Here is a 13,652-nt window from a genome sequence, read left to right as displayed (position 1 = left end):
GTTACTCTATCCAACTATATGAGGGGCCATTTTCAAGAAAAAGAAAGACCATATAGCACCAATCATAAAAATGGTCACTGCTGCTAAGGCATAGACCTGCCACATCTTCCAAGAAAAATTCTCCAGCTTTTTCATCTCGTTCTCCTATTGTTTGATTTTAAAAGTATATTATATCATGATTTCTCCTATTTTTCCTTCACTATCCTAGTGTGGTTTTACTATACAAAAAAGAGCCTGACGGCTCTGCTTTCTCTCACATTAATTTTTCTGACAGTCGGGGCAAATGCCATAGACGGTCATCTGAGTCTTGGTGATCTGGTAACCACTTTGACTGGCTACTTCTTCGCGAAGATCTGGGACTTCAATGTCCACATCTGCGATACGACCACATTTTTCACATACCACATTCAAATGGTCATGCCCCATGAAATCAAAATAGGTCGTGGTATCATTGCGAACCTTGATCTCAGAGACAACCCCCTCATCAATTAAAACCTTGATATTGTTGTAGACAGTTGCTAGACTCATGCTTGGAAACTGAGGCAATAAATCACGATAGATCTTCTCAGCGCTTGGATGTTCATGACTCGCCACTAAATAGGAAAGAACTGCTCTACGGGTATCAGTAATCCGAATACCCTTGGCACGCAAATTTTGCAAGACTTCTTCCACGCGCTCTTCTTCATGACGATGCAATGCGTTCACTATGATTTCCCCTTTCCAATATGATTAAATCGATTCGTTACCTTTATTATAGCATGTTTCAAAATAAATCACTATTTAGAATGCTTTTAATTAAAAAAATGTCCAGTGGACATTTTTTTCACGAGCTTGAAAACGGAAAAGCGAGTTCATGTCCAGTGGACATTGATTCACGAGCCTGAAAATGGAAGAGCTAAACCCCTGGGAGACATTGAGACATTCACTAATGTCTCTATCCCCTCTCATCCGATCCAACTGGTCATCCAGCGAACGGTTCCTAGGATCATTTTGACCACGATAATCATAAAACAGAATTCCAGTGCGAACCACAGTCCTTTTAGAAGATACAAAATAGGTCGGATAAACAACAAGGCAAAGAGTCCTAAAATGAATCTCATGGTCTTTTCTCTCTCTTTCTTTTTTCCTATTATACCCTTATCCTATAGAGCTGTCCAACAAAAAAGCCACCCTAGAAATCTAGGATGGCTTTTCAAAATGCAATTATTTAACTGCTTCTTTAAGAGCTTTACCAGCTTTGAATGCTGGAACTTTAGAAGCTGCGATTTTGATTTCTTTACCAGTTTGTGGGTTGCGACCTTTACGAGCTGCACGTTCACGAACTTCGAAGTTACCGAAACCGATCAATTGAACTTTTTCACCTTTTGAAAGGTATTCTGAAACTGCTGCGAATACAGCATCAACAGCTGCTGCTGAATCTTTTTTAGTCAATTCTGTAGCTTCTGCCACTTTTGCGATCAAATCTTGTTTGTTAGCCATTTAACAAATCCTCCAAATTTTTTTAGGCTTTATGCCTTAACAGTACTATCATATCTAAAAAAAGCCTTTAGGTCAAGTACTAAACCTGTTTTTTCAAACATTTATTCAGCTTATTCGTAGCGCACCAAAACTGCAAATGCATTCTCACCTGTATGGGTTTGAATAATCGATCCAGTTTCGAGAACTGGGATAGCATTTTCAACGAACGATTGCAACTGAGCCTTCATTTCATTGGCCCACTCTGGTGTCCCTGCGTAAGAAATCCCGATCTCAGCCACCTTACTATGGGAAAGTTTCTCTACCAATTCATCCAACCATTTCTTAAAGGTCTTGTTTCCACGTCCTTTGACGATTGGTTCCAACTGATGGTCCTTCATTTGCATCACCACACGGATGTTAAGAAGCGAGCTCAAAAGTCCGGTGACACGGCCAATCCGACCACCTTTAACTAGATTTTCCAAGGTAGATACGCCGATATACAACTCTGTCTTTTCTTTGACTTCTTCAATACGACCTAAAACGGTGTCTAGATCTGCTCCTTCTTTAGCCAACTTAGCTGCCTCAACCACTTGAAACTTCATGGCTTGGTCTGTAAAGCCACTATCAATCACAGTTACTTCTGCCCCTGATAAGGTTGCTCCTTGACGAGCCGCCTCTACGGTTCCTGACAAGGCATGAGACATATGAATTGAAACGATATGAGCTCCGTCTGCTGCTAACTTTTCATACACCTCCGCAAAGACTCCAACGGGTGGTTGGCTGGTCTTTGGAAGATTTTTGCTAGACTGCATTAAGCGCAAGAAGTCCCCTTCGCCCAACTCACTGTCGGAATAAAGGACTCCATCCACCATAACAGAAAGTGGCACAATGGTAATGCCATATTCTTCAACCACTTCAGGCTCAATTGTAATAGATGAGTCTGTAACTATTTTAATATTTGCCATATATTTCTATACTCTTCCTAAGAATGTTCTGCTTTCATTATATCAAAAAACACGGGGTTTTGCAGTGAAAGATATTCATTCCTGCTTCCTCAGTCGTCTGCAGCAGAAAAACCTGTATTATGAAGGACATGGTCATGGACAATGCCTTGATCATCCAAGAGCAATCCATGGAGGACTCCTCCAAAGACAGCGCCACCATCGACGCCCATTTTCTGATCTGAAATCCAAAGATTTTCGGTGCCAACTGGCTCATTGAGCAGTCCATAGACCGGTGTATGGCCAAAGACTATCCATTTGCCTGTATGATTCTCCGCTTCATGGAATGGTTTTCGGATCCAGACTTTTTGGTAATCACTGGTTTCCCGCCAATTTTCAAGGGTTAGATCCACACCAGCGTGGACAAAGTAATAGGTCTCTGTCTCGTAGTCAAAGGGTAAACTGCGGATGAAGGCCACCAAGTCAGGAACGACATTTTCTACTGCTTGAGCATCCGCAATGCCATCTACAGGAGCATCGAGCGGCCGGCCTAACAGAGAGTTGATAGTCGTATCGCCACCATTTCTTCGGTAGTGATCATAACGCTCTTCTGGATTGTCCAACCAGGCTAAAAACATGTACTCGTGATTCCCGGAAAGGCAAACAGCTCCGTGATGGTCTACGTAGTCCTTTACGATTTCAATTGATCGTTTGCTGTTTTCGCCTCGATCTATCAAATCCCCTAAAAAGACCAATTGGGCTTTTCCATCCCACTCTGTCATGAGCTCTTCTAGCATTTGTGCTTTTCCATGAATATCTCCGACTACAAAGTATGTTGACATTGTTTCAAACCTTCTTTCTCTTAACGCTTGAGAAGTTGCTCTGCTTGTTGACGGGCAGCTTCCGTTAGATCCTCTCCTGCCAGCATCTTGGCAATTTCTTCGATTCGTTCTTCTCTATTGAGCAAACGAACAGTAGATACAGTTGAGTGTTCATCACTGATTTTCTCAATATAGAATTGATAATCTGCTGCAGCAATGACTTGAGGCAGGTGAGAAATGGCAAGCACTTGGCCATTTTGACCAATCTTGTGAATTTTCGCTGCGATGGCTTGAGCCACGCGCCCAGAGACTCCTGTATCCACCTCGTCAAAGACAATACTGGTTTTTCCTTCTTTTCGAGAAAAAGCCGACTTAATGGCCAACATCAAGCGTGACAATTCTCCGCCGGATGCTACCTTGACAAGGGGTTTAAAATCCTCACCTGGGTTGGTCGAAATGTAAAATTCGACAGCTTCATTTCCCTCACGATTAAACTTAGCCTTGCTAAAACGCACTTGAAAACGCGCCTTGTCCATGTAGAGATCTGCCAATTCTTGCTGGATTTCATTTTCCAAATCTTGAGCTAGGTCATGCCGTTGATCACTCAAATCTTGAGCCAAGGTGACCAAACTCTTTTCTAGACGTTTGAGTTCTTTTTCCAAGTCCTCAGACGAGAGATCACTTCCGGTGAGAAGGCTATATTCTTTGGTGATTTGCGCCAGGTATTCCAATACGTCCTTGACTTGGCCACCATACTTGCGCGTGATGGAGTGGATCAAATCCAAACGAGATTCCACCTGCATGAGGCGATTGCCATCAAACTCCAGACCATCGACCACATCTTCTAAGCGCTTGGTAATATCCTCAAGGGCATAGAAGGTTTCAGATAACTGGCTTGATAGCTCTTTGTAGCTGGGATCATATTCTTCAATACTTTCCAGATCATTCATGGCTGAGCGAACATTGGAGAGGCTCGAAAATTCTTCTGCATCCAGCATGGTATAGGCGTTGGTTAGGGTATCAGCAATCATCTTGTGATTGAGCAGGCGTTGGCGTTCTTGCTCCAGACGCAGGTCCTCATCCACTTCCAAGGCAGCTGCCTCAATCTCTGCAATTTGAAACTCCAACATCTCAATACGGGCCTTGTTTTCCTGCTGGTTGCGCTGAAGTTCCACTACTTGTTTGCGCAGACGTTTGTAATCTTCAAAGGTTTGACGATAAGCGTCTTTGGTTTGGAAAAAGGCTGCATCCCCAAATTCATCCAGCATAGTGATATGCAATTGAGGCCGCATGAGTTCTTCCTGATCATGCTGGCCATGGATGTCCACCAAATGTTGCCCGACCGCCTTTAAGACAGACAAATTCACCATCTGACCATTGATCCGGCTGACACTTCGTCCATTTTGCAGAATCTCTCGGCGAATGATCAATTCATCGGTCCACTCTAGTCCTTGCTCTTCAAAGAGAGCCGTCAAGTGGCGATTGCTCTCAACGGTGAAGAGCCCTTCGATTTCCGCTTTTGGGGCTCCGTGTCGGATGACATCCGTCGTTGCGCGGCTTCCCAGCATCATGTTCATGGCATCGATAATGATGGATTTCCCTGCACCTGTTTCCCCTGTCAGTACCGTCATTCCCTTTTCAAAATTTAAGGAAATCTCTTCGATAATAGCAAAGTTCTTAATCGAAATTTCTAATAGCATAGGCTCTTACCACCCAAAGATTGATTTGAGGATATTCTCTGCTTCTGGTGCGGAATAAGCAATCAGTAAAATCGTATCATCATCTGCGACAATACTAAAGATATGCTCCTTATAAATCTCCCGCAAGCGACGTTTAACTAAAGGAGCTGTCCCTGGAACCATGGTGAAATTGACATATTCTCCCATGCGACGATGAGACAAGATATTGCTTTCAATCATCCCAATCCCTTGGTGGTGCTTACGTGGCAATTCATAGACATAGGTCATGTCTTTCAGAGGGCGTTTTACGATGCCCAATTCTTTGATATCCCGTGATACTGTCGCTTGGGTTGCTGAGATGCCTTCTTCTTTCAAATGTTCGACGATCTCTTCTTGCGTCCCCACTTCATGATCGCGAATGAAGCGGCGAATTTTTTCTAATCTGATATTCTTACTCTTCATGTTTAAATTCCTTGTGTGCCAGCTCCACAACAGCCTCCAGCTGCTCTGTAGTTGGCTTTGTTTTCTCTTCTTTTTTTTCTAGATACATCAAAAATTCGATGTTGCCATGGCCTCCTTGGATAGGGGAATAATCCACTCCCATTACCGCAAAGCCATGTGTCCCTGCAAAAGCAGCGACCTTTTCAAGAACGGCTAAATGAATCTTAGGATCCTTAATAATCCCATTTTTCCCGATCTGTTCGCGTCCTGCCTCAAACTGAGGTTTGACCAAGGCCACGACTTGTCCATTTTCTGCCAAAATCCGGTGAAGGGCTGGCAGAATCAAGTCCAAGGAAATAAAGCTGACATCGATACTCGCAAAGCTCGGTGTCGCTTCAAAATCATCTGGCTCGGCATAGCGGAAATTGAACTGTTCCATCGAGACCACTCGAGGATCATTGCGCAATTTCCAGGCCAACTGATTGGTCCCGACATCCACCGAAAAGACCTGGCTGGCTCCGTTTTGCAGCATGACATCTGTAAAGCCACCTGTAGAAGCTCCGATATCAATGGCAATTTTACCCTCTACAGATAAACCAAATTGGTTCAGTGCTTTTTCTAATTTAAGACCGCCCCGGCTGACATATTTGAGCTTTTCACCCTTTAATTTCAACTCGGTTGCTTCATCAATTTTTTCACCCGGTTTATCGAAGCGCTCACCATTGATAACGGCAACGACAAGACCGGCCATCACCCCTCTTTTGGCTTGTTCGCGGGTATCAAATAGGCCTTGTTTATAGGCTAATACATCCACTCTTTCCTTAGCCATCTATTCGTAATCCTTCTATTAATTTCTTGATCGCTTGCGGATCAAACTCGCAAGTAGCTGTAATCTGATCCAACAAGTCCTCGCAAGCATCTAATTCTCTTGTCAGCAAAGCTTTTGATTCTTCCAATCCCAACAGGGCTGGATAGGTCGATTTTTCAGCCACTAAGTCCTTTTGAGGGGTCTTCCCCAAAGCCTCAAAATCAGCGATCAAATCCAAAATATCATCCCTCACTTGAAAAGCCAGGCCTAATTTTTTCCCGATTTTTTTTAAAAGCTGAGCAATGTCTGCTTGCAACTCTAAAATCAAACCAGCTGTGATGAAAGGATAGGCAAGGAGGCGTCCTGTCTTATTGGCATGGATAGTCTGCAACTCTGCTAATGTGAGCTGTTTGTGCTCCCCTTCCATATCCAGGACTTGGCCAGCTACCATTCCACGACTACCGGAAGCATCTGACAATTCAAGGATCAAAGAGACCTTGACCGCATCAGGAAGGGCACTGGCAGCAATCATCCCAAAGGGATCAAGAAAAAGCGCATCCCCTGCTAAAATCGCCAGGTCTTCTCCGAATTTCTTATGATTGGTCAATTGCCCCCGACGGTAATCATCATTGTCCATGGCTGGCAAATCATCGTGAATAAGGCTTCCTGTGTGGATCATCTCTAAAGCCCCTGCCACTTGAAAGTGAGCCTCCGTCAATTCCTGTCCAAAGGCCTCTAACAATTCTAGAAGAAGCAAGGGGCGCAGGCGTTTTCCTCCTGCCTGGATCGAATAAAGGACCGACTCCACTAAATGGGGGGCAACAGATTTTTCCTCATAAAAAGAGCGAACTGCTTGCTCTACTCTATTTCGTTTTTCTTCTTGTCTCATGCTAGATCCGCTTCAGTACCATCTGCTTGCATGACCTTGACCAGGGTTTTCTCTGCTTGATCCAAGGTATCTTGCAATTCTTTCGACAACTTCATTCCTTTTTGGAATTCTGTAATGGCTTCTTCTAAAGCCACATCACCACTCTCCAATTTTTGGACGATGGCTTCCAAATCTGCTAAATTTTCTTCAAATTTCTTTTCTTTCGACATGTTTTACCTCTACTTCTAACTGGCCATCTCTCATGATGAGTGACAGCGGGTCCCCTTCTGTTACTTTCGCAACGGAATCTAGGACCTGATCTCCTTCCTTGACCATGGCATAGCCACGCGCAATAATCCGACTGGTATCGAGCATCAAGAGGGCTTCTGATAAGCCTTTCACCTTGATCTTTTGCTCTTTTAGGACTTGTTCCATTCGGTTGGTTAAGATTCTCTTATCTTGGAGCAGGCGGTCCTGGTAGCGCTCGATGCGATGCAAAGGAGACATGGCTTCTAAGCGATGACGCAGACCTTGCAGCTGATTCGCCCCTTGTCCATAAGCATCACGCATTCCTTGTTTCAAACGCAATTGCAACTGGTCAATCTTTTGTAGGTAGCCATCATAGAGTCTTTCAGGCTGTCTAAAAATAACCGATTGACTTAATTTGGCCAAACGTTCACGATTATAGGCCAAGCGATTGGACATGGCTGTTGCCATGCGATTTTCCTGCTTTTGTAAATGGGACAAGAGATCCAATTTGGTCACTGGAGTAGCTAATTCAGCAGCTGCTGTTGGAGTAGCTGCTCGTCGGTCTGCTACGAAATCGGCTAGAGTCGTGTCTGTCTCATGCCCAACACTGGAGATAATCGGAATCCGCGATTCAAAAATGGCTCGCACCACTGCTTCTTCATTAAAGGCCCAAAGATCTTCAATCGAACCACCCCCACGACCGATAATCAAGACATCCAAATCATCCCGTTGGTTAGCCCTTTGAATATTAGCAACCACCTCGCTAGATGCTCCTTCACCTTGAACCTTGGTCGGGTAGAGCACAATCTCTACACCAGGGAAGCGTCGGCTCACCGTTGTGATAATATCGCGAATCACGGCCCCACTTTGACTGGTGATGACCCCGATCTTTCTTGAAAATTGTGGCAGAGCTTGCTTCCATCGATCCTGAAAGAGCCCTTCTTCGGTCAACTTTTTCTTGAGTTGCTCAAATTGGATGGCCAAGGCCCCTACCCCATCTGGCTCAGCCTTTTCAATGACAATGGAATAACTCCCACTTGGCTCATAGAGCTGAATGCGACCAATGACGTTGATCTTCATGCCTTCTTCTAGCTCAAAACCAAAGCTTCGATAAACCCCAGCCCAGACCGTTGCCTGAATGACCGCTTTTTCATCTTTTAATGAAAAATACTGGTGGTTGGGACGTTTTCGGAAATTGGAGACCTGCCCTGTCAGATAAACCCTTTCCAAATAGGGATCCTTATCAAATTTTAATTTCAAATATTTGGTCAAACTTGATACGGATAAATAGTTGGACATAGGAACTCCTTTCTGCAGAATATGATCAAGTTTAATTATACCAAAAAACACCAAAAAAGGCTGGCAGACAAAGCGAAATCATGAATTTCCTTTCTCTACAAGCCTCATTTTATTCAAGTTACCCTCTACTTGTCTGTTTAACACCAGCTTCTTTATTTTTCACACTTCTCTAACCGTTCAATAAAGGAGCTAAGAAGCGCTTGGGGTTCCCCTTCATTTGGATAGGCATAACTAATATAGAAGACTGTTTTTTCCTCTTCAACCAGCGGAATTTTGACAAGATTTGGATATTCTGGGAAGAGAGTCAGATCGGTCATGAGACCAATTCCCAAATTTTCTTCGATGAACACAAATCCTATTTAGGATACAACAAAAAGACAAGTCATAGGACTTGTCTTTTATTCTTTAGGAGGCTATTGATTTTCTATTTTTGATAGGTTTTCACGACCCAATCAACCCCTTCATCTGCCGTGAGAGTATAGACGGGATTCTCAGTCGTTTCATAAAAAGTCATCGAGAGAGTTTTGCCATCCACGAATACTTCGATGGAGTTGGTATCGCGAATGATCGAAAAATGATGATCCTTTTCAGTATCCAACTGAATCCATCTCGATTGAAATGCTGGATTTTCTTTTCCAGAAATGGGGTGCCCAAATTGGTCTCGACTTAAGCTAAAGCGTTTTTGAGAGGCGTCGTAAATCAATTGCAAGACACTATCAGGATCAGTTTCATCACCATAACCTAAGATAAAGGAGCAACCCCGTTTGGTATCTAGCTCAAACAAGGTTTGTTTCCCTCTAGCTGGAATCGTGATCTGATTGCCCTTAACAATGGTTTCTGAGGCATGCTCTACAAGAAAGTGTTCGTTCACTGACTCAGGTAACTCCTGAACCAATCGTCCGTCTTTCAAGGACAATTTTCTTGGAAGAGTCATACTACCTGCCCACCCATGAGCTAAATCATGACTGGGGATAGACCGGTGCCACATTTGCATCCAGGCAACCATGAATCGTTCGCCATTTGGTCCTTGACAAGTTTGAGGGGCATAGAAATCCAAACCACCATCCATTTCATCATAGGAATCGACACGAAAGTGCCCCGTTTCCCAATTCATGTCACCGATAAAGGCAACCGTCGAATTTAAATTCCAGTATTTTTCTTGCTGCCTTTCCATTTCAATGGGAGACAGGATCAAGACCCATTTGCCATCTAAAGGGAAGAAATCAGGACACTCCCACATAATCCCTTGCCCTTTTTCACCTTCTAGAAGGACTGATGTAAAGTCCCAATCTACTAGATTACTTGATACAAATAGGAGAATTTGACCTCTGTCATCTGGTGTCTTAGAAGCAACGACAGCATAATATCTTCCTTGATATTCAAATACTTTAGGATCACGAAAATCTGCAATATCTGCGATCCCCTCAATATGTTGAGCATGGATCACTGGATTAGTAGGCAACTTTTCAAAGGTAATGCCATCTGTTGACACCGCAAGACACTGAGTCTCTTCCCGCTTTTCCTCATCGTCTACATGACCAGTATAAAGCAAATAGAGCTTGTCATCTTTCACAATAGCACTACCCGAGAAACAACCATCCTTATCATAGCTTTCACTTGGCGCTAATGCTACTGGCAGTTCTTCCCAATGGAGAAGATCTTTTGATTTGGCATGCCCCCAATGCATGGGACCCCAAACACTATCATAGGGATAGAATTGGTAAAACAAATGGTATTCCCCACGAAAATAAACAAAGCCATTTGGATCGTTCATCCAGCCGATTGGAGGTAGCAAATGAAATGCTCCTCTATATTGCTGGTTCACCCTCTCCCTGTTTTCATTGATATACTGATTTGCTTTCCGAATGCTTTCCTTCATACTGATCACCTACTTAATACCTGTACCAGATCCACCTAGACCTTGAATAATATATTTTTGTGCTACGATATATACTAGAATAAGTGGAATTGTAGAAATTGTCAAAACAGCCATTACTTGATTGATATAAACTGGTTGAGTTGTATTAATGGTTGTAATTGCCACCTGCATTGAAAATTTTGACGAATCGGTTAAAACCATCAACGGCCAGATATAATCATTCCAACTAGAAATAAAGGAAAGAACACCTACTGTTGCAACCGCTGGTTTCGACATCGGCAACATAATCTTGAAAAAGATCCGTAAGATACTTGCACCATCTATTTTTGCAGATTCGATAATTTCTTCTGGAATGGCAATAAAGAAGTTTCGGAAAAGATAAATATTAAAGACACTAGCTAATCCAGGGATAATAACCGCTAAACGATTATTAACTAAGCCAAGTGAATTAATAATTGTAAATTGTGGAATCAACACTGTTTCCATCGGAATGATTAACAAGGCCAATAAAAAGCCAAACAGAATTTTTTTACCTGTAAAATTAATTTTTGCAAATGCAAATCCCGCTAAGGCGTTTACTATAATAGACCCAAGTGCAAATGTTCCTGCATAAAAAATACTGTTCCCTAGATATGTTAGAATACTAAAACGGGCAAGAACCTCTTGGTAGGGTTTAAACCAATCAGCTGGATTAAAACTAGGTAAGAATGCTTTCCAACTTGTTAAATTCTTATACACATCTGCTTCTGGCTTCATTGCTGAAACCACCATCCAGATCATAGGAAATAGAAAGAGGCCTGCTAATAGAATTAATAAAACATATTCTAAAATAATAGTCGGTTTTAAACGTTTCATCCTAATCATCCTCCTTCAAAACTCGCCGTTGTACAAGACTAATCATACCAATCAATGTTGTAAATACTAAGGCAATCGAACTTGAGTAACCAACAAGACGGTCAGTGAAACCTTGTTGATAAATGTAATATACCATAGTGATTGTTGAGTTCAATGGACCACCTTGAGTCATGACCATTGGTTGCACAATCAATTTAAATGCTGAAATCAATGTTGTCAAGAGTACAAACAAGGCAGTTGGTTTCAATAAAGGCATCGTGATATATCTAAATTGAGCCCATTTTGAAAATCCATCCAACTCTGCCGCCTCATAAATATCTTGTGGAATATTTTGCATTCCTCCAAGGAATAACAACATTTGATAACCTGCACCCTGCCATGCAGAAACAAATACAATGGCATACATGGCTTGTTTTGGACTTGTCAAGAATGGTTGTGAAGAAATACCAATTTTATTCAGTAGAGCATTGAGCAAACCATTATTTGGATTTAACAAGTATAACCAGAGGATAGAGATAACGACAAGAGACATCACAACAGGAGCAAAAAATGCTACCTTAAAGAACATATTTCCTTTACGTTTCTTATTAACAATTAAGGCCATCCCGAGAGCCGCACCAAGTTGCACTGGAATAATCCAAACTACAAATTTCAAGGTATTCAAGAAGCTTTTTATAAAGATTGGATCTTGTGCTAAGCGCATAAAATTTTGTAGTCCTACAAATTTTCTATCCTCAGGCGTTAATAGGTAATAATCTGTAAAGGCATAATAGATCACCATACCAACAGGTATCACTAAAAAGATGAAAAGTAATATTAAAGCTGGAGCTAAAAAGCTATAGCCCATAATATTTTCTTTAAGGCGTTCTTTCTTTTTTGTTTCGACTTTATTTTTTTCGCTCATTGTTCGTCTCCTAAGATGAAACTATTAAATAAAATAAGGTGGAAGGTACATTCCATAACTTACCTTCCACCTTTTTGAATGTCAACTATTTATTTAAAGATTGGTCGATTGCTGTTTGCATTTCTTTCGCACGAGCATCTAATACTTTTTGTACATCTGGATTATCTTTATAATAGCTGATATCTTGCATTGCTTGTTGGAAAGCGCGTGAAACTTGTGGATAAGCTACTACAACTGGACGAGCATGAGCCGTTTTAGCATTTTGTTCCATCAAGAAACGCATTGGCTCAGATACTTTGTCCTTAATATTTTTAATTGTTGATTTTCTGATTGGAAGAACACTGTTACCTAAGCTTAGAATTTCACTAGATTCAGTATTTGTAGCAAACTTAACAAATTCAGCGGCTGCTTCTTTTTTATCAGATTTTGTTGTAACGGCTAATTGCCAACTACCTGAAGGTGATACCAATTTCTTCGTTTTATCTGAAACTGGATAAGGAAGAATACCAAAATCAATATCTTTGTAATTTGTTTGTAGGTCTGCAATCGTCCAAGAACCGCTCAGAACCATAGGATATTCACCGGTTTCAAAACCTTTTTCAACAGGACTAACTGTCGTATATCCATCCTTCACAAGATCTTGAATAAATTGAACAGCTTCAACACTTTCTTTGCTATTGAAGTAGCCTTCCGCTTTTGTTCCTTTAGAATTCACAACAGATCCACCATTTGACCAAATAAGAGGCATGTAAGCATATGGCAACATCTCATCGTTTGAATTCAAACGGAAATCAATTGCTGGTTTGTTAAAATGATCTTTTAATTTCTTAGCAATGGCATTAAACTCAGACCATGTCCATGGTTTTTCTAGGGTTGGCAAACTAGCTTCATCAATCCCTGCTTCCTTAAACATTTTCTTATTATAGTAAACACCTACATTGGATTCTGAATAACCAAATGCATAAAATTTACCATCATAAGTTCCCTGTTGTTTAATACTGTCCAGTACATCATCCATATTATCGTCTTTTAGATAATCATCCAAAGGAGCAATCACTTTTGATTTTGCATAGGCTGCAGTATTAGGACCATCTAGTGTAATGACATCTGGTAAACTATTTGTCGTAACAGCGGCGTTAACCTTATCTTCATATCCACCACCACTACCGCTACGTGGAATAAATTCTGTCACAACCTTATATTTCGTTTTCTTTGATTTGTTGAAATTATCAACAACTTGTTGCCAAGCTTTTCCCTCAGCTGTTTCATCTGAGAACTGAACCCAGACTTTAATCTCATTTGAAGAACTTGCAGTTTTGGATTTTGATCCCCCACCACATCCTGCAAGCAATCCTAATGATAGTGCTGCAACTACAGATAACTTAATACCTTTACGCATAGCGTCCTCCTTTTTGAAACGTTTCATTTTTTGGTTATATTTTCAACTCAA

General features: G+C 41.6%; 17 protein-coding genes. All 17 read right to left on the bottom strand.

Annotated features, from left to right (window positions below; translation table 11 throughout):
* Nucleotides 1-6: 6 nt before the first annotated feature.
* The 17 genes from RIN70_RS03335 to RIN70_RS03255 all read right to left on the bottom strand — a co-directional run bounded on the left by RIN70_RS03335 (nt 7) and on the right by RIN70_RS03255 (nt 13,601).
* On the bottom strand, nt 7-135 hold the full coding sequence (locus RIN70_RS03335; RefSeq protein WP_275138293.1) for a hypothetical protein: 129 nt from the start codon (nt 133-135) through the stop codon (nt 7-9).
* A gap of 123 nt (nt 136-258) precedes the next feature.
* Nucleotides 259-705, bottom strand: a complete 447-nt coding sequence (locus RIN70_RS03330; RefSeq protein WP_080934814.1) for a Fur family transcriptional regulator — start codon at nt 703-705, stop codon at nt 259-261.
* Between the two features lie 239 nt (nt 706-944).
* Nucleotides 945-1,100 carry a hypothetical protein gene (locus RIN70_RS03325; RefSeq protein WP_173020162.1) on the bottom strand — a complete coding sequence of 52 codons (156 nt, stop codon included), beginning with the start codon at nt 1,098-1,100 and terminating at the stop codon, nt 945-947.
* A gap of 103 nt (nt 1,101-1,203) precedes the next feature.
* Complete coding sequence (locus RIN70_RS03320; protein WP_003006038.1) at nt 1,204-1,479, bottom strand: HU family DNA-binding protein; 276 nt, start codon at nt 1,477-1,479, stop codon at nt 1,204-1,206.
* A gap of 110 nt (nt 1,480-1,589) precedes the next feature.
* Nucleotides 1,590-2,423, bottom strand: a complete 834-nt coding sequence (locus RIN70_RS03315; RefSeq protein ID WP_129824396.1) for a DegV family protein — start codon at nt 2,421-2,423, stop codon at nt 1,590-1,592.
* A gap of 89 nt (nt 2,424-2,512) precedes the next feature.
* Nucleotides 2,513-3,241, bottom strand: a complete 729-nt coding sequence (locus tag RIN70_RS03310) for a metallophosphoesterase (RefSeq protein WP_129824397.1) — start codon at nt 3,239-3,241, stop codon at nt 2,513-2,515.
* A gap of 20 nt (nt 3,242-3,261) precedes the next feature.
* Nucleotides 3,262-4,920: a DNA repair protein RecN gene (recN, locus tag RIN70_RS03305; RefSeq protein ID WP_313790667.1), complete on the bottom strand. Its 1,659-nt coding sequence runs from the start codon at nt 4,918-4,920 to the stop codon at nt 3,262-3,264.
* 6 nt (nt 4,921-4,926) lie between these two features.
* On the bottom strand, nt 4,927-5,361 hold the full coding sequence (locus tag RIN70_RS03300) for an arginine repressor (protein WP_003006022.1): 435 nt from the start codon (nt 5,359-5,361) through the stop codon (nt 4,927-4,929).
* Nucleotides 5,351-6,169 carry a TlyA family RNA methyltransferase gene (locus tag RIN70_RS03295; protein WP_013903231.1) on the bottom strand — a complete coding sequence of 273 codons (819 nt, stop codon included), beginning with the start codon at nt 6,167-6,169 and terminating at the stop codon, nt 5,351-5,353. Before RIN70_RS03295 ends, RIN70_RS03300 begins: the two co-directional genes overlap by 11 nt.
* Nucleotides 6,162-7,037 (bottom strand): polyprenyl synthetase family protein, encoded by an 876-nt coding sequence (locus tag RIN70_RS03290; protein ID WP_272144676.1) that lies wholly within the window; start codon nt 7,035-7,037, stop codon nt 6,162-6,164. Before RIN70_RS03290 ends, RIN70_RS03295 begins: the two co-directional genes overlap by 8 nt.
* On the bottom strand, nt 7,034-7,246 hold the full coding sequence (locus RIN70_RS03285; protein ID WP_003006013.1) for an exodeoxyribonuclease VII small subunit: 213 nt from the start codon (nt 7,244-7,246) through the stop codon (nt 7,034-7,036). The genes RIN70_RS03290 and RIN70_RS03285 overlap by 4 nt, the downstream gene beginning before the upstream one ends.
* On the bottom strand, nt 7,224-8,564 hold the full coding sequence (gene xseA, locus RIN70_RS03280) for an exodeoxyribonuclease VII large subunit (protein ID WP_272144674.1): 1,341 nt from the start codon (nt 8,562-8,564) through the stop codon (nt 7,224-7,226). The genes RIN70_RS03285 and xseA overlap by 23 nt, the downstream gene beginning before the upstream one ends.
* Before the next feature lie 152 nt (nt 8,565-8,716).
* Entirely contained in the window at nt 8,717-8,914 is a 198-nt protein-coding gene (locus RIN70_RS03275; protein WP_070589596.1) for a type 2 periplasmic-binding domain-containing protein, read from the bottom strand.
* Between the two features lie 74 nt (nt 8,915-8,988).
* Nucleotides 8,989-10,443 (bottom strand): glycoside hydrolase family 32 protein, encoded by a 1,455-nt coding sequence (locus RIN70_RS03270; RefSeq protein ID WP_272144672.1) that lies wholly within the window; start codon nt 10,441-10,443, stop codon nt 8,989-8,991.
* A 9-nt stretch (nt 10,444-10,452) separates the two neighbouring features.
* Nucleotides 10,453-11,298, bottom strand: a complete 846-nt coding sequence (locus RIN70_RS03265; RefSeq protein WP_176745622.1) for a carbohydrate ABC transporter permease — start codon at nt 11,296-11,298, stop codon at nt 10,453-10,455.
* A 1-nt stretch (nt 11,299) separates the two neighbouring features.
* A complete protein-coding gene (locus tag RIN70_RS03260; RefSeq protein ID WP_014712989.1) occupies nt 11,300-12,202 on the bottom strand; it encodes a carbohydrate ABC transporter permease in 903 nt (300 codons plus the stop codon).
* A gap of 85 nt (nt 12,203-12,287) precedes the next feature.
* Entirely contained in the window at nt 12,288-13,601 is a 1,314-nt protein-coding gene (locus RIN70_RS03255) for an ABC transporter substrate-binding protein (protein WP_041826251.1), read from the bottom strand.
* Between the last annotated feature and the right edge of the window lie 51 nt (nt 13,602-13,652).

It is taken from the genome of Streptococcus parasanguinis (assembly GCF_032163505.1).
GTDB lineage: Bacteria > Bacillota > Bacilli > Lactobacillales > Streptococcaceae > Streptococcus > Streptococcus parasanguinis_V.
Note: the sequence above shows the minus strand (reverse complement) of the source record. Positions and strands in the feature narration are given on the sequence as shown.

Coding starts and splice junctions, on each gene's coding strand:
- RIN70_RS03335 (WP_275138293.1), bottom strand. CDS start 135: ATGAAAAAGCTGGAGAATTTTTCTTGGAAGATGTGGCAGGTCTATGCC.
- RIN70_RS03325 (WP_173020162.1), bottom strand. CDS start 1,100: ATGAGATTCATTTTAGGACTCTTTGCCTTGTTGTTTATCCGACCTATT.
- RIN70_RS03320 (WP_003006038.1), bottom strand. CDS start 1,479: ATGGCTAACAAACAAGATTTGATCGCAAAAGTGGCAGAAGCTACAGAA.
- RIN70_RS03315 (WP_129824396.1), bottom strand. CDS start 2,423: ATGGCAAATATTAAAATAGTTACAGACTCATCTATTACAATTGAGCCT.
- RIN70_RS03310 (WP_129824397.1), bottom strand. CDS start 3,241: ATGTCAACATACTTTGTAGTCGGAGATATTCATGGAAAAGCACAAATG.
- recN (WP_313790667.1), bottom strand. CDS start 4,920: ATGCTATTAGAAATTTCGATTAAGAACTTTGCTATTATCGAAGAGATT.
- RIN70_RS03300 (WP_003006022.1), bottom strand. CDS start 5,361: ATGAAGAGTAAGAATATCAGATTAGAAAAAATTCGCCGCTTCATTCGC.
- RIN70_RS03295 (WP_013903231.1), bottom strand. CDS start 6,169: ATGGCTAAGGAAAGAGTGGATGTATTAGCCTATAAACAAGGCCTATTT.
- RIN70_RS03290 (WP_272144676.1), bottom strand. CDS start 7,037: ATGAGACAAGAAGAAAAACGAAATAGAGTAGAGCAAGCAGTTCGCTCT.
- RIN70_RS03285 (WP_003006013.1), bottom strand. CDS start 7,246: ATGTCGAAAGAAAAGAAATTTGAAGAAAATTTAGCAGATTTGGAAGCC.
- xseA (WP_272144674.1), bottom strand. CDS start 8,564: ATGTCCAACTATTTATCCGTATCAAGTTTGACCAAATATTTGAAATTA.
- RIN70_RS03270 (WP_272144672.1), bottom strand. CDS start 10,443: ATGAAGGAAAGCATTCGGAAAGCAAATCAGTATATCAATGAAAACAGG.
- RIN70_RS03265 (WP_176745622.1), bottom strand. CDS start 11,298: ATGAAACGTTTAAAACCGACTATTATTTTAGAATATGTTTTATTAATT.
- RIN70_RS03260 (WP_014712989.1), bottom strand. CDS start 12,202: ATGAGCGAAAAAAATAAAGTCGAAACAAAAAAGAAAGAACGCCTTAAA.
- RIN70_RS03255 (WP_041826251.1), bottom strand. CDS start 13,601: ATGCGTAAAGGTATTAAGTTATCTGTAGTTGCAGCACTATCATTAGGA.